General features: G+C 62.6%; 16 protein-coding genes and 1 tRNA gene. 6 read left to right on the top strand and 11 right to left on the bottom strand.

Annotated features, from left to right (window positions below):
- Positions 1-2: 2 nt before the first annotated feature.
- Positions 3-647, top strand: a complete 645-nt coding sequence (locus DSM100688_RS04610; RefSeq protein ID WP_152357981.1) for a hypothetical protein — start codon at positions 3-5, stop codon at positions 645-647.
- Between the two features lie 349 nt (positions 648-996).
- Here the strand turns inward: DSM100688_RS04610 and nrdF are convergent, their stop codons facing one another.
- The 4 genes from nrdF to DSM100688_RS04590 all read right to left on the bottom strand — a co-directional run bounded on the left by nrdF (position 997) and on the right by DSM100688_RS04590 (position 5521).
- On the bottom strand, positions 997-1989 hold the full coding sequence (gene nrdF, locus DSM100688_RS04605) for a class 1b ribonucleoside-diphosphate reductase subunit beta (RefSeq protein ID WP_152357980.1): 993 nt from the start codon (positions 1987-1989) through the stop codon (positions 997-999).
- 155 nt (positions 1990-2144) lie between these two features.
- Complete coding sequence (gene nrdE, locus DSM100688_RS04600) at positions 2145-4289, bottom strand: class 1b ribonucleoside-diphosphate reductase subunit alpha (protein WP_152357979.1); 2145 nt, start codon at positions 4287-4289, stop codon at positions 2145-2147.
- 238 nt (positions 4290-4527) lie between these two features.
- Entirely contained in the window at positions 4528-5022 is a 495-nt protein-coding gene (nrdI, locus tag DSM100688_RS04595) for a class Ib ribonucleoside-diphosphate reductase assembly flavoprotein NrdI (RefSeq protein ID WP_152357978.1), read from the bottom strand.
- A 199-nt stretch (positions 5023-5221) separates the two neighbouring features.
- The gene (locus DSM100688_RS04590) at positions 5222-5521 is read right to left on the bottom strand and encodes a glutaredoxin family protein (protein ID WP_152357977.1); all 300 of its coding nucleotides are present in this window, start codon (positions 5519-5521) and stop codon (positions 5222-5224) included.
- 514 nt (positions 5522-6035) lie between these two features.
- On the opposite strand from DSM100688_RS04590, the gene msrA reads away from it, so the two are divergent.
- Positions 6036-7016: a peptide-methionine (S)-S-oxide reductase MsrA gene (msrA, locus tag DSM100688_RS04585; protein WP_152357976.1), complete on the top strand. Its 981-nt coding sequence runs from the start codon at positions 6036-6038 to the stop codon at positions 7014-7016.
- Between the two features lie 162 nt (positions 7017-7178).
- Positions 7179-7251 (top strand) — tRNA-Lys (locus DSM100688_RS04580).
- Between the two features lie 61 nt (positions 7252-7312).
- Here the strand turns inward: DSM100688_RS04580 and DSM100688_RS04575 are convergent.
- From DSM100688_RS04575 to DSM100688_RS04565, 3 genes are all read right to left on the bottom strand, one after another.
- Entirely contained in the window at positions 7313-7654 is a 342-nt protein-coding gene (locus DSM100688_RS04575; protein ID WP_152357975.1) for a hypothetical protein, read from the bottom strand.
- A gap of 96 nt (positions 7655-7750) precedes the next feature.
- Positions 7751-8059, bottom strand: coding sequence for a DUF2089 family protein (locus DSM100688_RS04570; protein WP_152357974.1), 309 nt, complete (start codon positions 8057-8059; stop codon positions 7751-7753).
- A 747-nt stretch (positions 8060-8806) separates the two neighbouring features.
- Positions 8807-9055, bottom strand: a complete 249-nt coding sequence (locus DSM100688_RS04565) for a mycoredoxin (RefSeq protein ID WP_152357973.1) — start codon at positions 9053-9055, stop codon at positions 8807-8809.
- A 227-nt stretch (positions 9056-9282) separates the two neighbouring features.
- Between DSM100688_RS04565 and DSM100688_RS04560 the strand changes: the two genes are divergently transcribed.
- Complete coding sequence (locus tag DSM100688_RS04560) at positions 9283-10908, top strand: C69 family dipeptidase (RefSeq protein ID WP_152357972.1); 1626 nt, start codon at positions 9283-9285, stop codon at positions 10906-10908.
- A 285-nt stretch (positions 10909-11193) separates the two neighbouring features.
- Here DSM100688_RS04560 and DSM100688_RS04555 read toward each other — a convergent pair whose 3' ends face one another.
- The 4 genes from DSM100688_RS04555 to DSM100688_RS04540 form a co-directional block, all read right to left on the bottom strand.
- Positions 11194-13251, bottom strand: coding sequence for a DUF5696 domain-containing protein (locus DSM100688_RS04555; RefSeq protein ID WP_152357971.1), 2058 nt, complete (start codon positions 13249-13251; stop codon positions 11194-11196).
- Between the two features lie 399 nt (positions 13252-13650).
- A complete protein-coding gene (locus DSM100688_RS04550; protein ID WP_152357970.1) occupies positions 13651-14748 on the bottom strand; it encodes a glycosyltransferase family 2 protein in 1098 nt (365 codons plus the stop codon).
- A 544-nt stretch (positions 14749-15292) separates the two neighbouring features.
- A complete protein-coding gene (locus DSM100688_RS04545) occupies positions 15293-15997 on the bottom strand; it encodes a TetR/AcrR family transcriptional regulator (protein ID WP_163146852.1) in 705 nt (234 codons plus the stop codon).
- 87 nt (positions 15998-16084) lie between these two features.
- Complete coding sequence (locus DSM100688_RS04540) at positions 16085-17305, bottom strand: ATP-binding protein (RefSeq protein ID WP_152357968.1); 1221 nt, start codon at positions 17303-17305, stop codon at positions 16085-16087.
- A 164-nt stretch (positions 17306-17469) separates the two neighbouring features.
- Between DSM100688_RS04540 and ftsY the strand changes: the two genes are divergently transcribed.
- Both ftsY and DSM100688_RS04530 read left to right on the top strand, forming a co-directional pair.
- A complete protein-coding gene (ftsY, locus tag DSM100688_RS04535; protein ID WP_152357967.1) occupies positions 17470-18753 on the top strand; it encodes a signal recognition particle-docking protein FtsY in 1284 nt (427 codons plus the stop codon).
- A 436-nt stretch (positions 18754-19189) separates the two neighbouring features.
- Positions 19190-20473 (top strand): ammonium transporter, encoded by a 1284-nt coding sequence (locus DSM100688_RS04530; protein ID WP_152357966.1) that lies wholly within the window; start codon positions 19190-19192, stop codon positions 20471-20473.
- The last annotated feature ends 1 nt before the right edge of the window (position 20474 follow it).

Below are 20474 nucleotides of genomic sequence, written 5' to 3'. Positions count from 1 at the left end.
CTATGGGAAACAGCGTCGTGCGGCGTGGCGAACCGGCCGCGGCAGGGGAGGAATGGCAGGGTGAGCGTCGACCCGTGCGCCGGCTCATCCGGCGGCGACTGTGGCAGACCTTCGGTCCGGCATTCGTGGTGATGGTGATCGCCGCGATGTGCGTCGCTGGCGTGTGGGTGACGCGCTGGTCGGTCAGCTGGCCGTTGCCGCCGCAGGAATATGCGCTGGCCGCCGTCGGAATCATTGTGGTGACCGCCGTGGTGACGTTGGCAGTGCGATCGGTGACGAAGCGGCTGCCGCGCGACATGGTCGGCGTGGCCCTCGGTGATGACACCGCGCTGCAGCTCGTCCGCAAGCCGCACGACAACCGCGATCTGGAATTGGAGGATCCGGATTTCCGCATCACGGTCATACTGTTCCCTGCCGGCCTGACCCGCGTATTCAAGGTGTTGGAGCTGACCGGCGGCGAAGCCGACGTCTGTTGGACGATCATGCAGGTGAGCGGCGGCCGGCTGCGTGTCGTCGGCCGGGACGCCGTCGATCCGCAAACGCGGCTCGCCTGCGCCGAGCAGTACACGACCGACGACCTCGCCGGCATACCGATCGACGATAACTGCGTCTACGATCAGCGCAACAGCGTGCTCATTGTGCGGTGACGGCGAGCGCCCGCGTTCCGCACTTGCGGGCTTCGGGGCCAATAATGGGTCTTTCTTCAAACTGAGAGGCAGATTTTCCTCGTTGCAGTGGTCTTTTCGCACACTGAGAGGCAGTTGTCCGCCTACACCGGTTCCACAATCGTCGATACTTCGCCAGCAACGAACGCAGGGCGCGGGAGTACCTCCCACACCCTGCCTCTCAGTTTGGAGAAAGACCTGATCAGTCGGCGAAATCTGCCTCTTAGCTTCGAGAAAGCTGCTGCGCTGACCCGCCGGGCCTCGGTGAATCACGTCAAATCCCGCGGAATCCCGCCGGCCTCGTCAAATCCCGCTGAGCCCCACCGAACGATCAGAAATCCCAGTCCTCGTCGTCGGTCTCCTCGGCCTTGCCCATCACATACGACGAGCCGGAACCCGAGAAGAAGTCGTGGTTCTCGTCCGCGTTCGGTGACAGCGATGCGATGATCGCCGGGTTCACGTCGCAGATCTCCGCCGGGAACAGCGCCGGGTAACCGAGGTTCATGAGCGCCTTGTTGCCGTTGTAGCGCAGGAACTTCTCCACATCCTCCGTGAGCCCGACCCCGTCGTACAGCGACTCGGTGTACTCCACTTCGTTGTCGTACAGCTCGTTGAGCAGGTCGTACGTGTACTCGCGCAGCTCCTCGCGCTTCGCGTCGCCCACCAGTTCCAAGCCGCGCTGGTACTTGTATCCGATGTAGTAGCCGTGCACGGCCTCGTCGCGGATGATCAGGCGGATCACGTCGGCCGTGTTCGTGAGCTTCGCGTGGCTCGAGAAGTACATCGGCAGGTAGAAGCCCGAGTAGAACAGGAACGACTCGAGCAGCGTCGAGGCGACCTTGCGCTTGAGCGGGCTGTCGCCCTCGTAGTAGTCGAGCACGATCTGCGCCTTCTTCTGCAGGTACTCGTTCTCCTCGCTCCACGCGAACGCGGCGTCGATCTGCTCGCTCGAGCACAGCGTCGAGAAGATGCTCGAATACGACTTCGCGTGCACGGATTCCATGAACGCGATGTTCGTGTACACGGCCTCCTCGTGCGGGGTGAGCGCGTCCGGGATCAGCGAAACCGCGCCGACCGTGCCCTGGATGGTGTCGAGCAGCGTGAGTCCGGTGAACACGCGCATGGTGAGCGTGTGCTCCTCCTCGCTCATCGCCTGCCAGCTGGGGATGTCGTTGGAGACGGGGACCTTCTCGGGCAGCCAGAAGTTGCCGGTGAGGCGGTCCCAGACCTCGAGGTCCTTCTCGTCCTCGAGTTTGTTCCAGTTGATCGCGCTGACGCGGTCGATGAGCTTCAGCGGTTTGCGTGGGACGGAGATCGGTGCCATGGTGTGCTCTTTTCTACTCGTTGATGGCTACTCGTTGATGGCTACTCGTTGATGGCGGTGTCGTCGCGGCGTTCGTCGTGGTCGGCGAATTCTTCCGGTACGGTGAGGCGCAGGAGCGCACGATAGAGGGTCTTCGACATGCGGGTTCCTTTCGTTTACAGCATGCACGACACGCAGCCCTGAACCTCGGTGCCTTCGAGGGCCTGCTGGCGGATGCGGATGTAGTACAGGGTCTTGATGCCCTTGCGCCATGCGTAGATCTGCGCTTTGTTCACGTCGCGCGTGGTGGCCGTGTCGGGGAAGAACAGCGTGAGCGAGAGTCCCTGGTCGACGTGCTGCGTCGCCTCCGCGTACGTGTCAACGATCGCCTTCCAGCCGATCTCGTACGCGTCCTGGAAGTATTCGAGGTTCTCGTTCGTCATGTACGGCGCGGGGTAGTACATGCGGCCGATCTTGCCTTCCTTGCGAATCTCGATCTTGGAGACGATTGGGTGGATCGACGACGTGCTGTGATTGATGTACGAGATCGATCCGGTCGGCGGCACGGCCTGCAGGTTCTGGTTGTAGATGCCGTCGCGCAGGATCTCGTCGCGCAGCGCCTCCCAATCGGCGACGGTCGGGATCGCGACGCCGTACTTCGCGAACAGATCGCGCACGCGATCGGTGCGCGGCTCGAGCGAACGTCGGCCGTCCGTGTACTTGTCGAAATAGTTGCCCTGACCGGCCGGCTTCGCGTATGCGGAACGCTCGAAGCCGACGAACGCGCGGCCGCGGCTCACCGCGAGGTCGTGCGATGCGCGGTACGCGTGGTAGGCGACGGTCATGAAGTACATGTCGGTGAAATCGAGCGCCTCGTCGGAGCCGTATTGGATGCCTTCGCGCGCGAGGAAGCCGTGCAGGTTCATCTGACCGAGGCCGATCGCGTGGCCTTCCTCGTTGGCGCGGCGGATCGACGGCACCGCGTTGATGCTGGTCTGCTCGGCGACCGACGTGAGCGCGCGGATCGCCGTCTCGACCGTGCCGCCGAGACCGCCGTCCATCGCCTTGGCGATGTTGAGCGAGCCGAGGTTGCAGGAGATGTCGCGGCCGACGTGCGCGTAGGTGAGGTCCTCGTTGTAGGCGCTCGGCTCCTGCACCTGCAGGATTTCGGAGCACAGGTTCGACATGGTCACGCGGCCGTCGATCGGGTTGGCACGGTTGACGGTGTCCTCGAACACGATGTACGGGTAGCCGGATTCGAACTGCAGCTCGGCGAGGGTTGTGAAGAACTTGCGCGCGTCGATGTAGGTTTTGCGGATGCGATCATCTGCGATCATCTTCTCGTAGTTCTCGCTGATCGGCACGTCGGCGAACGGCTTGCCGTACACGCGCTCGACGTCGTACGGGCTGAACAGCGCCATCTGCGCCTTCTGCTTGGCCAGCTCGAACGTGATGTCCGGCACGACCACGCCGAGCGCGAGCGACTTGATACGGATCTTTTCGTCCGCGTTCTCGCGCTTGGTGTCGAGGAAGCGCATGATGTCGGGGTGATGCGCGCTCAGGTACACCGCGCCCGCACCCTGGCGCGCGCCGAGCTGGTTCGCGTACGAGAACGAGTCCTCGAGCAGCTTCATGACCGGCACAACACCGCTCGACTGGTTCTCGATGTGCTTGATCGGCGCGCCGAGTTCGCGCAGGTTGCTCAGCAGCAGGGCCACGCCGCCGCCGCGCTTGGACAGCTGCAGGGCCGCGTTGATGCCGCGCGAGATCGACTCCATGTTGTCTTCGATGCGTACGAGGAAGCAGCTGACCGGCTCGCCGCGCTGCGCCTTGCCGAGGTTGAGGAACGTGGGAGTGGCCGGCTGGAAGCGGCCGGCGATCATCTCGTCGAGGTACCTGACGGCGGCGTCTTCGTCGCCGGCGGCCAGCGCAAGCGCGACCGCGGCGCAACGCTGCGGGAAGTCCTCGAGATACTGCTTGCCATCGAACGACTTGAGCGCGTAGGAGCGGAAGAACTTGAACGTGCCGAGGAACGTCTCGAATTCGTAGTTGCTGGCGGCCGCGCGCGCGTAGAACGAGTCGAGGAACTCGGGGGAGTACTGCTCGAAGACGCGGGCCTCGTAATACTGGTTGTCGATCAGGTAGGCGAGGCGCTCGGCGGTGGAGTCGAAGCGGCGTGTGTTCGGCTCGATCTCGCTGGCGACGTACGCGCGTTCGGCCTCCTTGTCCTTGCCGAACTGGATGCGGTGGTGCTCGTCGTACAGGTTGAGCATCGCGTTGAGCGCGTGGTAGTCGGTGGACGGATCGTAGGTGGTGGGCATGGTCGGTCTTTCTGTGGGTCTTTTCAGGGGTTTCGGTGATGGACGGATGAAGGCGTTGCGGGGACGGCGTTGTTGAGATAAGGCCGTTATGGAGCCTGAGAGCGACCGTACCTCAACGTCGGCATCCCGATCTTGTTGAATTACGGTCGTTGCGCAGGGCTCGGAAGGCCGTAACTCAACATGTTTGCGGCGATCCTGTTGAGTTACGGCCGTTGTAGGCGGTGCAAGAGACCGTAACTCAATGTTGATGCGGCTCATGCGACTGACGCTGGGCGAAGAACCGTGCCAGCCCGTCGCGCGTCTTGCGTACGTCCTCGGGGGTGCCCATGAGCTCGAACGTGAACAGCAGCGGCACCTTGCATTTCGCGGAGACGATGCGCCCGGCCGCGCCGTACGCCTCGCCGAAGTTGGTGTTGCCGGAGGCGATCACGCCGCGGATCCATGCGCGGTTGTCCGGATCGTTAAGGAATCGTTTGACCTGCGGCGGCACGGCCTTGGCGACGACCCCGCCGCCGTACGTCGGCACGATCAGCACGTACGGCTCGCGTATGGCGAGCGGTTCGTCGCCGGCGCGCAACGGGATGCGGTAGGTCGCGATGTTCAGTTCGTCGAATCGGCAGCTCTCCACGAATCGGGTGGTGTTCTCGGATGTGGAGGAGAAGTAGACGACTGCGCCGGCGTGTCGTGTTTCCGATCGAAGTTGATCGCTGCGTGATGGTGCTGTGTTGCTCATGTGATGAGTTGTTGAAACGGTGATGATCGTGTCGTATGGATGCGTGGATCGTGATCATCGAGGCGGGTGTGACGTCTGTGTGATCACGGCGCGTGACGCCGTGTTTTTTTTTGGGGGGGGCAATGATGCCGGTTCGGCGGTGATCGCCGTGTCCGGGCGCCGGCCGATGGCGGTCGCGATGCCGGGCCGTGTGACGAGGCTATGCGGCCAGCACGCGCTGATCGGCAGTCGGCATCGAAATGACGTCGTGCTCGGTCACGGACTGGGCGGCAAAGGACTTCGCCAGACTGCGGATGAGATCCGGGCGGTATCCGGTCCAGGAATTGTCGGGCGTGATGACGACCGGCGCCTGCTTGAATCCTGCCTGCTGCAGCTGCTCAAGCGTGGACGGGTTCTCGGATAGATCGACGGTTTCGAACGGCACGCCGAGCTTGGTGAGCTGACGCTTGGTGGCATCGCACTGCGGGCAGCGCGGCTTGGTGAAGACGGTGACGGTCATGGTTGCCTCCATTTCGTATCGAATGAGTCCCGTGTACTCCGATGGTCGTTACGCGGTCGGTGACAGTTGCTCAATAGTACAACTCGGTGTTTCCTTCATGACCACTAGTTCTTGTGGCGTGTCGAGCGTGTCGATACTAGATGTAGTGGTTGGAATTGTGTCGGCAGTAAGCGTGTCGCGGCCGTTCGGCGCGTTTCCGCCCTGCTGCGTCGCAAAATGTCAGATAAATCACATCGTCGTCTCGTGGCGGTTTTCGCTCACTAGACGCATGGTCAGCGAGCGTTTTCCGCCACGACATTCCATCGCGTGGCGGAAACCTCTCGCTGAGTGCGTGCCCGGCGAGCGTTTTCCGCCATGTCGATGGGTGCGTGGCAGAGATTCCTCGTTCACTACCTTCCCGGCGAGTGATTCCTGCCGCTCATTTACCTGCGTGGCAGAAATCGCTCACTGAGACTCGGTGGGGCGAGCGTTTTCTGCCACGCGGCGATACGGAGTGTGGGGTAACGTAAGCCGCATGAGTGAAAGCGCTACGCAGACGGCATACTTTGCTGGAGGATGTTTCTGGGGACTGGAACGATACTTCCAAAACGTGGACGGCGTGACCGACACCACGGTCGGATATGCGCAGTCCCGAACAGAATCGCCCACATATGAGCAGGTGTGCTCAGGCGAGACGGATGCGGCGGAGACCGTGAAGGTCGTCTTCGATCCGGATCGTGTCACGTTGCGCACGTTGTCATTGCTGTTCCTCGAGGTCATCGACCCGTTCTCCGTTGATCGGCAGGGCGAGGATCGTGGTCGTCAGTACCGCACCGGCATGTGGTATACGGATGAATCGCAACGCGCCGTGTACATCGCCGCGCTCGAGCAGCTTGTCGACCGTCAGCCGCAGCGCCCCGCCGTCATCGTCGAACCGCTCCGCAACTTCTATCCGGCCGAGGACCGGCATCAGGACTATCTCCTCAATAATCCCAGCGGATACTGCCACGTGCCGCTCGCCGCGATCGCCAATGTGAAGAACCGGCAAAAGTACATCGAGAAAATCTGGGATCTGACCCTCGAACAGTTCGCGGTCACGCAACTCGCTGCCACCGAACGACCATTCGTGAACGAATATGATCACGAATTCGAGTCGGGCATCTACGTCGACATCGTCAGTGGTCAGCCGTTGTTCTCGTCCCGCGACAAATTCGACTCCGGCTGCGGCTGGCCCGCGTTCAGCAAGCCGATTGACGCAGGTTCGCTGACCGAGCATGAAGATCACCGTATTCCCGGCCGCGACCGCATCGAGGTGCGCACCGCCGACACGCAGATTCACCTCGGCCATGTGTTCGCCGATGGTCCGGCCGAGCGCGGCGGTCTGCGCTACTGCATGAATTCCGCGGCGCTGCGCTTCATTCCGCGTTCGCGCATGGTCGAGGAAGGCTACGCCGACTGGATTCCGGTCGTCGACGGTACGGGTGCCGATGGTACGGGTGCCGACTCTTCTCGCTGACTCACGCGACGTGCGTCAACCCCGTCTCTCTTAACGGACATGCGGCCGATTGCGCATCGTAATCGGCCGCATGTCCGTTAAGAGAGTGGGGACACGTCGCGGTGCCTCCGCTCGCAACGCCGACTTGTGTTGTCCGACGCAGATGTGTATCTTAGAAACGTTGCCCCTTTAGCTCAACGGTTAGAGCAGCATCCTTTTAAGTTGTGGGTTGTGGGTTCGAATCCCACAGGGGGCACAGTTCAACCCTTGGAATCTCAACGATTCCAAGGGTTTTTCTGTTTCATGGACCGCACGGTTCACAAATCCTGCACGCTCATGTGCGTGAGTTCCGCACGATGACGGATTTGATCACGTTCGTGCAGATAGATGCCACTCAGCACGATGGTCGGGATATTGCAAACGAGGAATATGGTGATCGCATGCAGCGCGGTGTTCCAGACTCCGGCCGAAGGAGTTGCGTTCCAAGTCAGCGTGCCGATCGCGGCGAGCAGCGCGATCAGCAGCGTGATTGTCGGCAGTATCAGGCCCAGCCATCGGCCGTCGGTTCGCGAGAGCTTGATCTGTAGCCAGACGACGCCGGCGCATATGACGATGAAAACGGCGAAGATGATCAGATTGTGTATGGAGAGTATGGCCATGGGAGGCTCCTTGACGGCGCGAGTGGGGGAGTATGGAGATGTGGTGGATGTCAGGCGTGGCGGGTGTCGAATGTGTGAATGCGATCATGCCGATGATCATTGCTGATCGCGGTGATCGAGTTGTTTGCGGTATTCGGTGATGAGGATCTTCGCGGTGCCGAAGTCGAGTCTGTCGTCGACGGCGAGTCGTTTGATCAGCGCGATGTACGGCTCGTTCTCGAGTTGTTCGCCGAGCTGTATCTTTTGGATGAGCCGGTCGAGCCGTAGCCTGACGGTGGGGTAGGAGACGCCGTATTCCGCGGCGACCTCCTTCATCGAGCCGGATGCCAGCAGGAATCGTTTGATGAATGTCAGGTCCTCGTCGTTCAGGTTCGTCATCCAGGGCGGGATGGTCGGTCCGGTCATTGGCTGCTCCTTCCGCGGAGTCGGATATCGTTGCCGGATAACGTAGGGTTACGTTTTGTAAAGACTTACTGAAGAAATATTTTAATAAAATTAAGTATAACATCAATAAATCGAAAGTCAATGACGAGAAAGCGACGGTGCCGGACACTGTCAGGCCTTACCCTCAACGGACATGCGGCCGATCGGGGATGCTGAATCGGCTGTATGTCCGTTGAGATGGACGGGCTAAGCAGTGCGGTCAGACCAGGTTTTGGAGATGCGGCTGGCGGGAGTCGCGGGGATGCGTGTCGATGGTGCTCCGTTGGAGGCCTTCATCCCTAACGGACATACAGTCGCTAAACCGTCGGAATCGGCTGTATGTCCGTTAAAAGGTCGGGCGGCTTGATATAGGGAAAGCGGCGTGACGCGCGCCCACAAGTGCCTTTTTCCGTAACGGACATACAGTCGATTGGCGGCTGCAATCGGCTGTATGTCCGTTGAGAGAGAGGGGTGCGCTGTGGTTGCCTATTCGTGGGGTGTGTTGAGCGGTCCGCGGGCAGGAGGGGCCGGGACCGACGTTGAACGACACTGCCCAGAGACGAAGAAAGCCCGGCGCGCGGCCGGGCTTGGAGAAGAAAAAGAAGAGAGAGAAGAAAGGGTTCAGTTATATCGGTCTTACGACCTGATACATAGTTAACCCCCGCTGGTTGGGGAAGTCGTGTATGTTGTCTGAGAATTCCATGGGAATCGTTTGTCAGATTCGCGACCTCAGTCGATCAGTCCCAGCTCCTGCAGCTTCTTCTGGATGTCGGTCGCGGACGGCTCCACCTGGAACGCGCCGTCCGAGTACAGCACCACCGGAATATGCTTCTGCCCGCTGATCTCCACCGCGCGATCGGCCGCGCCGTCCTCCGACTCGATATCGTGCCACACATACTCCGCGCCGAACCGCTGCAGCGCCGCCTTCGCGCGCTTGCAGTCGCCGCACCAATCGGCACCGTACACATCAATGGCCATGTCAGGCTCCTTTCGTCAGTTCAGTCCCCACTACTGTCTCACGACACGCCGGTCGCCTGATCACGACACGCTCTATGCGAAATCCGAAGTTGCGGAATCGTGCCAAAGCCGCAAACGTATCAAGCGTGTCGTGATCAGGCGGCCGGCGTGTCGCGCCATCCGCCGGAGGCCTGCTTCCGTCCGGCCGGCGTGTCCCCACGGCCATACCCGCGCGCACAATAGGGCACATGTCATGCACCACTATTCTCATCGGCAAATCAGCCAGCTACGACGGCTCGACCATCATCGCCCGTGACGACGATTCCGGCTCCGGCCGCTACGATCCCAAGCGTTTCATCGTTGTACAGCCACAAGACCAGCCGCGCCACTATCGCAGCGTGCTCAGCCATGTCGAGATCGACCTGCCCGACGATCCGTGCCGCTACAGCATCGTCCCGAACGTGCTGCCCAACCGCGGCGTCCTCGCCGAAGCCGGTACGAACGAGCACAACGTCGCGATGAGCGCGACCGAAACGATCTCCGTCAACGAGCGCGTCGCCGCGGCCGACCCGTTCGTCGAACTCGTGCCCGCCGTCGGCGAGCCGGGAACGGCGGAATACCAGCCCGAACAGCCTGGCGGTATCGGCGAGGAGGACATCATCACGCTGGTGATCCCGTACGTGAAGACCGCGCGCGAGGGCGTCCGCCGTCTTGGCGATCTGCTGGAGACGTACGGTACGTACGAGTCGAACGGCATCATCATTTCGGATGTGGACGAGATCTGGTACGTCGAGACGATCGGCGGCCACCACTGGATCGCGCGGCGCGTGCCGGACGACTGCTACGCGACGATTCCGAACCAGCTCGGCATCGACGACTTCGATCTGACCGACGCGTTCGGCGAACAGCATGAATACCTTTGCAGCGCCGACCTGCGTGAGTTCATCGCGGGACATCATCTCGACCGCACGATGCGAACGATGGCAGGCGCCGGCTCATCGCACGTCGGGTTCGCGGCGGACGGTTCCGTTTCGCAGTCCGACCGGTTCAACCCGCGCACCGTGTTCGGCGACAGCACCGCGCGCGACCACATCTACAACACGCCGCGCGCCTGGTACATGCAGCGCCACCTCAACCCGAGCGAGGATTGGGATTCGCCGGCCGCGCGCTACACGCCGGAGTCCGACGACATCCCGTGGTGCCGCGTGCCGGAGAACAAGGTGACGATCGAGGACGTCGATTTCCTGCTCGCGTCGCACTTCGAGGGCACGCCGTACGATCCGTACGGCACGAAGGGCACGCCGGAGTCGCGTCACCGCTACCGGCCGATCGGCGTGAACCGCACCGGTCACATGGTCGCGATCCAGTTGCGACCGTATGCACCGGCGTGCAACCGTGCGGTGATGTGGATTTCCTACGGTTCCGGCCCGTTCACCACGGGCGCGCCGTTCTATGCGAACGTTACTGACACGCCCGCATACCTGCGTGACACGACGCCGGAGGTGTCGACCGGCAACTTGTACTGGACGAACCGGTTGATCGCGGTGATCGCGGACGCGCACTGGTTCGAGACGGCCAATGCCATCGGTGGCTACCGTGAGAAGGTTCGCACGTTCGGACACCGGTTGGTCGAGGAGACCGACGCGGCGATCGAAAGCGGTCGGTTCGATGATGGTGCGGACGGCAACGGCGACGGGCGGTTGGACGGCGACGGATCGCTCGATGGGCGGCCGGTGACGGCGGTGCTCGGCGAAGCAAACGATCGCATGGCCGACTTCCTGCAGGAACATGCGACGAAGCTGCTGGGGCGTGTGCTGTACGACGGCAGCAATCATATGCATAACAGCTTCGCGATGTCCGATCGCTGGGTGTGAGGTCCGCAGTGCGGGCGGACGGTTAGGTTGGCCGGTATGGTCGGCGGGCCGTCCGACGGTCGCCTGATGGGTGGCGGATGGTCCGGCCTGACGCGTGCGTGGCGGTTTTCGCTCGCTGAGCGGGTGCTCAGCGAGCGAAAACCGCCACGCACGTTCTGCTATGTGCAGTGGAGTGCGCTGCCCGCCACAAGGATGAGGTCAACGCGGTCGGCGCCTGGCGCTGACCGGATGCGGCCGTAGCCGATGATCCGTCCAGCCGGCCGCACCGTTGACCGCACTAACTGCCTAGGCCGCCTGCTCGACCCGATACGTCTGATCGTGGAAGTCGCAGGTCACGGCGGTGCCGTCCGCGAACACGGACCGCTGCACCAGCCAGTCGCCGCCGACGAACTCGTGCCGCACCAGCTCGCTCATGCCGACCCGCTCGTGCAGTGCGGCGACCGCGTTGCACCGTTCGATGTCGTTCTCGGCCTGCGCCCGCTGCTCCGGGCTCATGTCGCCGTCCACGCCAACGTATGCAGCGTCGCGGATCAGATACGGTGCGCCGCCGTTGATGAGCGCGTACAGCATGTAGTCGTCGCCGCCGGCCACGCGCTCCATCATCCACGGTTCGATCACGCAGTCGTGATACACGAGGTTGTACAGCGGCACCGGCACGCCCTGCCGCGGCACGGACGGATCGCGCATCTGGAAGTCGTACGGTGCGTAATGGCAGAATACGAGACTCGGCACCGCCCAGTCCGACACCTCCTCCGAACTCGACAGAATGCCGTGCGACAGCAGGTATTCGAAGCATTCGCCGCGCCTGCCGTAGCATTCCCGGCGCGTCATGCGATGCTCCGGGTGCGCGCATTCGTCGCCTTCGTTGCACGTGAACACGTCGAGATACGCGCAGTCGAGCTTCACGCCGTTCGCGGCGATCTCCGCAAAATTCCTGCGAACGTAGTCAGGCGCGAGCTCGGCGCACAGGAAGGTCTGATGGCCGCCGGCCCAGATCGCCTGCTCGGGCATCGTGCCGTCGGCGAGCCGTATGGCGTTGCGCGGGTCGAACGTGCGCGCGGCAAAGTAGTAGTCGCGATACTGGTCGTGCGTGCCGAACAGGTCGCCATGCTCGTGGCACGAGTCGACGAGCGCCTTCATGCCGGCCCATCCACCGGCCTCCTCGCACGCGGGCAGATAGTCGGGGTGCTGGTTGTCGTAGCCTGGTTCGGCCCAGCCGTCAAGATGCATGTAGATGCGGCCGGCGCCGAGTTCGTGCAGCGTGGCGATCTGCTTGGCGCGTGCTGCGAACGATGTCACGTGCAGATTGTTCTCGGGATGCTCGTGATCGTAGAAGCGCGAGTCCGGTTGGACGACGGTCTTGATGCCGACGTGCATCCACGAGCAGCCGATCAGGCGGCGGACGGACGGGTTGCGCGCGGCCTTTTCCGCCAACGTACGCAGGCGGCCGCGTTCGTCGACGTACGCGCGGTATGCCTTGGCGACCGACGTGTGATCGGCGTGATCGAGGAAGCGGTACCGTACGACGCGACGGTAGTCCGTGCGACCGAGGCTCGGCTCGAACCACATGCCGACGGTGGTACCGGACGGCGTGCCGGTCGTAGCGTCGGCGACGCCGTCGGCCGGATGCTCGACCGTGTAGCCGGCGTTCCACGGGGTCTCGCAGATCGCGATGTACGCGGGGGAGTCATTGCCAGTCGTCGCGGGATCGGCCGTCGCGGCACCGGTCTGGCCGCCGCGGATCTGTGCGTACCACGGCATGTATCCGCCCGCCGTCTCGAACTGGCCTCTGAATACGATGTCACCGTGCGCCGAGCTCACTGCAGTCGGCCACGTGTTCGGAATCATCACGCCCTGCTGATGCGTGATCAGCGTGACGTTGCGGTCGTCCAGCTCGCCGAATGCCATCTCGCCCGGCCACGTAAGCCGCGTGACGGTGAACCCGGATTCATCCAACGGCATCCACTCGAAGATCACGTCGCCGGACGCGCGCTCGATCCACACATACGTCGCGAATGCGAACGTTGTTGCCTCGCCGAAACCGACGTACCGGCTGAACACGCCGACGCCGGTGCCGGTTTCGCGCGACTCGTGCGCGACGTCGTGCGCATCGGTGAATGCGAACGTGTGCGATTCTGCGGTTGCGGTAGCGTCCGTTGCGGTGAGGTCCGTCGTGTCGGTCGTCACGGTTGCTGTCGCGTCGGTGTCGGCATCGGCGAATCGTCCGGTGATCGTCGGGACGAATCCGTCACGCCATGTCCATTCCGTGCCGTTGCGGTGGAACGTGAGCCGCAGCGTTTCCTCATCGAACAGCAGCGTGGTTCCTGCGCAGGTGAATTGCATATCGTCTCCTTGCGGTCGCGTCATTGGTGATCCTGACAGACTAGACGATACGCCCGGATGCCCCGAACGCCCAAACGCACACACGCCAACGGACATACAGCCGATTCCAACGGTGCAATCGGCTGTATGTCCGTTGAGGGGAGATGGGCGGGCATGTATTGAGGGAAGATGGACGGACGTGTGTTGAGGGGGTGGATCAATCCGGGAAAGGTGCTATGCCCGTGCCTTCTCTAACTGCTATGCCCCTACCTTTTCTAACGGACATACAGCCGATTATGGGGTGGGAATCGGCTGTATGCCCGTTAAAGGGGAAGGCATGCGAGTCGTTCGCGAACCGTAATCCGCGAGCCGCAATCCGGTGAGTCTGCAACCCGCGAACCTGCAACCCGCAGAGACGAATCAGTTGAAACCGACGACGCGTTCGGCGATCACGTAGCCGTGACGGATGATCCACCGGCCGACAGGACCGGGCAGATTGATCGCGCGAGCCATCACCTTGCGTCGCACGTCACGATAGATCGCCGGCGAATACGCCTCGATCGCCGCCCACATCCGCCGTTTCTTCTCGTAGTTCTCCGGCTCACGCGACAGAATCAGGAACACCGACGCAACGCAGCTCTCGATCGTCAGGAAGTGGATCATGTACTGGTACAGCCCGTCCGGCACCGTGCCCGGCTCCGGCGTCGCCTCGGTCATATGCTCGTTCACGAGGATCAGCTGGTCCACACGGCGAATCATCACGTCGGTCTGCACCGACTGGCCTTCGCGGCCGATGAAGTAGTGGTAGTACGGCATGTCGAGGTAGATCATCGTGCGCACCTTGGTGAACGGTTGGTACGCGTAGATGAAATCGACGTAGAACGTGTGCTCCGGCAGCACCATGCCGGACTCGCGCACGACCGCGGTGCGGAACGTGAGCGCGTGCATGAGGATGTACTCCGCGAGTCCGAAGTGACCGAGATCATCCCACGTGAGCACGGTGTTCGGCTTCATGGCATGGCGGAAGTTGACCGTGTGCAGACGACGTTTGCCAACCTTGTCATACACGTAGTTCGATACGACCATGTCGACCGGGCTGGCCGAACGCGTCTGTTCGCGCAGTGTGTCCATCATCGTGTCGATCGACTGCGAATCGATCCAGTCGTCCGCGTCCACGACCTTGACGTATGCGCCGCGAGCGTTTGCAATACCGGTGTTGACTGCACCGCCATGACCCTTGTTTGGTTGGTGGATTGCACGAACGTTCGCAGGCCAGCGCTTGGCGTACGTGTCGGCGAGCTGCGGGGTCGAGTCGTGCGAACCATCGTCGACGATGAGCACCTCGATGTCGCTCGTGTCGTGCGCCTGCAGCAGCGACGTGACGCAGCGTTCGAGATACTCCTCCATGTTGTACGCGGGCACGATGAACGTGAGCGTGGGGGTTGTCCGGTTGGTCGGCCGGGCCGTCGTCGTGCTGGTTGCCGTCGTGCCCTGCGGCGACGTCGTGGTCTGAGTCATGGTCTCCTCGTTGCTGTCCGGTCGAGTCCTGCGGCGCGGCGGGCGGTCGGGTTTGCGCGATCGCGCCGTGCCGTGTCGGGCGTCCTGCTGTTGCTTCTCACCAAACCTAGCACCGGTGTCTTATCTGACGCTAGGGTTCGGCGTGATCTGCACATTCCGCGGCACGAACGGTCGGGTGGGGTGGCTGGCTGGGATGGTGCGTGGCGGCTAGTGGCGGTGTGGTTGGGGTGGCTGCCGCGGCGGTTTTCGCTCGCTGGGCGATGCGCTGGCGAGCGTTTTCTGCCACGCAGGCATTTGCGTGGCAGAAATGTCTCGTGGAGAGATGCATCAGTGAGTGAAAACCGCCACTCAGATGGACTCGTGGCAGAAAACGCTCGCTGACGGACGTCTCAGCGAGACATTTCTGCCACGAGGGTGGGGTGACGCTGGGGGCGATGAGGGATGATGCGTGTTGCGGCGGATGTGCGTCTGCTTGGGCGCGTGTCTGCGCGGGTGACGTCTATTTAGTTGGGGTGACGCCGGGGCGTACGTCTGCGCGGTTGCGTCAGTCGGTGGGTCGTGCGGGGTCGGTGGCTTCCTCCGGCGGACATGCAGCCGATTTCGCTTGCGGATCGGCTGCATACCCGTTAGCGGAGGAGACGGGATGCCTGCCCTCGAATCGCAGTGCCGGCTTGGAATCGAGCCGCGACAGGCCGTGCCATGCAAGGTCGACGATGTACGCGGCGAGCTGCTCCTTGCTCACCTTCGGTCGATCGGCCCAGTACTGGCCCGTGAAAACGATCATGCCGACGAGCATCTGCGCGTAGTACGGCACGCCCTTGGTCGACAGTTTCTGCCGTTTGAACGACGCGGTGAGCAGGTCCTCGACCTGCAGCGAGATGTCGCCGAGCAGCGAACTGAACGATCCGGCCGGATCGGTGCTCGGCGAGTCACGCACGAGCACCTGAAAGCCATCCGCGTTCTGCTCGATGTATGTGAGCAGCGCGAGCGCCGCGCGTTCGACGATCTGCCGCGGATGCGTGTCCGGATCGTTCAGCGTGGCCGTGATCGTACTCGTCAGCGTCTGCATCTCACGGTCGACGATCACCGCGTACAGGCCCTCCTTGCCGCCGAAATGCTCGTAGACGATCGGCTTGCTCACCTTGGCGTTCGCGGCGATCTCCTCCACGCTCACCGCCTCGAATCCCTTGGCGGCGAACAGCGCGCGCCCGACCTGGATGAGCTGCTCGCGGCGCTGGAGTGATGTCATGCGTGAAGTATTGGCCATGTGCCCCAGTGTAGCCGGGCGGTTTCCATATGCGGTCAGCGGGCGGCACGTCGCCGGTTGATTACGCCGTCATTCGCACAGCCAGTCGATAACGTTGCGTATGCGAATGCCCTCCTTGGTGACGCCTTCGCTGTACCAGTCGAGCGTGAGCACGAGGCGAGGGAACGCATCGTTGAGCCGCTGTAGCGGCGCGAGTTCGCGCGACCGGGTCTGCTCCTCCGTCATGTTCAGTGTGACCTGGATGTATTGCAGTTCCGTGTTGTTCCGGGCGATGAAATCGATTTCGCCGCCTGGCATGGTACCGATGGAGACCTCGTATCCGCGGCGTTTGAGTTCCATGAAGACGATGCCTTCGAGCTGAGCCCCGCGGTCGGCGCCGGTGAAGCCGGTGGCCAGATTGCGCAGCCCGTTATCCACCGGATAGTACTTGCGTTGCGGTCGCAGCAGTTCCTTGCCCCGCACGCGTGCCTGTTCGGCGGAGTAGATGATGAACGCCTTTTCCAGTGCGTCGATCTGGTTGTCGATGGTCGTGAATGTCGCGTTCGCGCCGGCTCCTTTGAGTGCTTTGACGACGTTGTTGACCGAGAACAGATTCGCTGATGTGGAGAACAGATACCGTGACAGTTTTTCCAAGGTGGCGATGTCGCGGATGCCGTATCGTTTCGCCACGTCTTTCATAACCACGGATTCGTAGACGGCGGTCAGTATTTCTGTCGCCTTGCGTTCATCGGGCAGCCCGGTGACGAAGAGTCCCGGCATGCCGCCGAACTGCATATATTGCGAAAACAGCAGGTCTACCGGCTCGCTCGCGCCGTCCGATGTTCGATAGTTCCGGTATTCCGCAAAGGAGAGTGGGTACACCGGGATGGTCACGTACCGTCCGGTCAGATAGGTGGCCAGTTCTCCCGACAGCAGCCGTGCGTTCGATCCGGTGATGTAGACATCGGTGTCGTCCCGGGTATGCAGGCGGCGTGCGACGTGTTCCCAGCCGGGTACGTCCTGAATCTCATCAAGGAACACGTAGAACGGGCCGGGTGCCGCGGCGCTCATCGCCGCGGCGAGATCGGCGTGCAGTGCTTGTGCGTCGTAGCCGATCGGGATGTCGAAGGCGTCGAATCTGCGGGAGAAGATGTTGGATGTCGGCACGCCGTCATGGGCGAGTGATTGGGCGTAATGGGCCAGCAGGGTGCTTTTGCCGCATCGGCGGACGCCGGTGAGCACCTTGATGTCCGGGCTGTCTCGATGCGCACGAAGTGTTGCGGTTAGTTTTTCACGGTTGATAAATATCATCGACTGGTAGCCTCCTCATTTTTATTATACTAGAAATTGATACATAAAATCGTTCTATTTTTGTGTATAGGGTAACTAATGGCTGCATTAGTGTGCCGATCATGGACGGCGCGTGTCGGAAGGGTAGATTTTTGGCTGTCCGTTGCGGTTTTTAGGCTGGGAGTATGGATACGAATGTGATAATCGGCATTGTGGCCGTAGTGGCCATCGCCGTGTTGTTGATCGCGTGGGGCGTGTGGAACGACCGCTCGCGCAAGACCGCGCTCAAGCAGGCCGAGGATGAGGCCAAGGCCCGGGCGGACGCGCGGATCGCGGCCGAGGAGGCCGAGGAACGCAAGAAGCAGGCCGCCGCGGCGGAGAGTACTCAGGCGACTGAGCGCGGCTCACAGGCCGGGCAGGCGGCTTCCGCCGGCAAAGGTGAGGAAGAGGCGTCTGAAGGCGCTTCGGGTGCGGCCCCCTCCGAGGCCCNGGCCCCAGCTGCCCCCGCCGCCGAGGTTGCGCCGAAGGCCGTGGAAAAGCCGGAAGCAGCCGGCTCACGCATCCAGCGGCTCAAGGCCAAGCTTGCCAACAGCGCGAATCCGTTCGGCAAGGCGCTGTTCTCGATCCTCACCAAGGACAACCTGTCCGAATCCGACTGGGAGGACGTCGAAGACACGCTGCTGCTCGCCGACGTCGGCGCGGAGGCCAGCGAACAGCTCGTCGACGAACTGCGCAAGGACGCCCGCATCACCGGCAAGGCCGACGCCGCGGAAGTCCGCGCCGGCCTGCGCGAGAAGCTCCTCGATCTTGTCGGCCGCGATACTGACCGTCGCCTCAACGCGAACAAACCCGGCGCGAACAAGCCGTCCGTCATCATCATGGTCGGTGTCAACGGCACCGGCAAGACCACGACCGCCGGCAAACTCGCGCGACTGTTCGTCTCCGAAGACAAGCAGGTCGTCATGGGCGCGGCCGACACGTTCCGCGCGGCGGCCGCCGACCAGCTCGAAACGTGGGGCGCGAAGGTGAACGTGCCCGTCGTGCGCTCCGACAAGGACGGCGCCGACCCGGCGTCCGTCGCGTTCGAGGCGAGCGCCAAGGCCAAGGAAGCCAACGCCGACGTACTCATCATCGACACGGCCGGGCGACTGCAGAACAAGGCCAACCTCATGGACGAGCTCGGCAAGATCCGGCGCGTCACCGAAAAGAACCTGCCGGTCGACGAGGTGCTGCTCGTGCTCGACGCGACCACCGGCCAGAACGGCATGACGCAGGCCAAGGTGTTCGCCGAGGCGATCGGCATCACCGGTGTAGTGCTCAGCAAGCTCGACGGCTCGGCCAAGGGCGGCATCGTGATCTCCGTGCAGAAGGAACTCGGCGTGCCGGTCAAGCTCGTGGGATTGGGCGAAGGCCCCGACGACCTCGCGCCGTTCGATCCGGAGGGATTCGTCGACGGGATTCTGGCGTAGTACTGGTTTGGGCTGGCCGGGCAGCTCCCCTCAGTCAGCTGCGCTGACAGCTCCCCTCAGTCAGCTGCGCTGACAGCTCCCCTCGGAGAGGGGAGCCACGCCTAGACCGTCGACATCCCTGCGCGAACCGCGTCATCAGCTCACATCATGGAACGTCCGCACCTGAAAATCGGGTGCGGACGTTTTTCGTAACATGGACGAATCGCCGATCATCCGCCGAGACAAACCCGCGAAAAACCGCCGTTCTGCATACGTATGCACGTCGCCGTCCGTACTCCCTCGTTTTACATTCGCGTAACGTTCCGTAACGTTTTCACAACACGTCAGGCGTTCCATACCGTCATGTGAGCTCCCCACAAAGGAGCGCAAAAGAGTTACCCGACCGCTCGGTTCGTGCAACGAGCTGGCGGACAAGACGAAAGAGAGGGAGGTTGACATGGACACCGGAAATGCTGCATGGATGTTGACATCCGCGTCCCTGGTATTCCTCATGACGCCGGGTGTGGCGTTCTTCTATGGCGGTATGGTTCGTGCCAAGGCCGTGCTGAACATGCTGATGCTGGAGGCGGCCGCGCTGTCGGTCACCGCGATCATCTGGACCCTGTGGGGCTGGTCGATCGCGTACGCCGGCACCTCGATCGGCGGCGTCTTCGGCGACCCGGCCACCGGTTTCCTGCTCAAGGACTCGATGGTCGCGCAGGACGGCGTCTTCACCGCCGCCAACACCGACGGCAACTATCCGGGCAGCATCGACGTCGCCTTCCAGACGACGTTCGCGATGATCACCGTGGGTCTGATCTGCGGCGCCATCGCCGAGCGCGTCAAGTACAGCACGTGGATGATCTTCGTCGCCCTGTGGATCACGTTCGACTACGCACCGATGGCGCACATGGTCTGGAACCACGGTCTGCTCTCCGGTGACGGCGCGATCTCGCAGGCCATCGGCGCGGCCGCGCACGACTTCGCAGGCGGCACCGTCGTCCACATCAACGCCGCAGTCGCCGCGCTGGTCATCGTCCTCATCATCGGCAAGCGCAAGGGCTTCGGCACGCAGCCGTTCCGCCCGCACAACGTCCCGTTCGTCATGCTCGGCGCGTTCCTGCTGTGGTTCGGCTGGTTCGGCTTCAACGCCGGTTCTGCGTTCGGCGCGAACGGCACCGCCGGCTACGCGTGGGTCTCCACTACCGCTGCCGCCGCGGCCGCCATGCTCTCCTGGGGCTTCACCGAGAAGATTCGAACCGGCCACTACACCGCGATGGGCGCGGCCTCCGGTATGGTCGCCGGCCTCGTCGGCATCACCCCGGCCGCCGATGTCGTCTCCCCGCTGTGGGCCATCGTGCTCGGCGCGATCGTCGGCATCCTGACCTGCCTCGCCTGCGGCCTCAAGTTCAAGCTCGGCTACGACGACTCGCTTGACGTGGTCGGCGTGCACGGCGTCGGCGGTCTGACCGGCACCGTCCTCATCGGCTTCTTCGGCGAAGGCACCGGCCTGCTGGCCGGCGGCGACTGGCGTCAGCTCGTCGTGCAGATCATCATCGCGCTCGTCGCGATCCTGTACTCCGGTGTGATCACCGCGATCATCGCCTTCGCGCTCGAGAAGACCGTCGGCTGGCGCGTCACCGAAGCCCAGGAGGTCGGTGGAATCGACCTCGCCGATCAGGGCGAACGCGCGTACGATTTTGCTGGAACTGCCAGCTCTGTTCTCAAGGAGGTGAGGTGAG

Source organism: Bifidobacterium ramosum (assembly GCF_009299505.1).
Taxonomy (GTDB): Bacteria; Actinomycetota; Actinomycetes; order Actinomycetales; family Bifidobacteriaceae; genus Bifidobacterium; species Bifidobacterium ramosum.
This window is presented reverse-complemented; position numbering and strand designations above follow the sequence as displayed.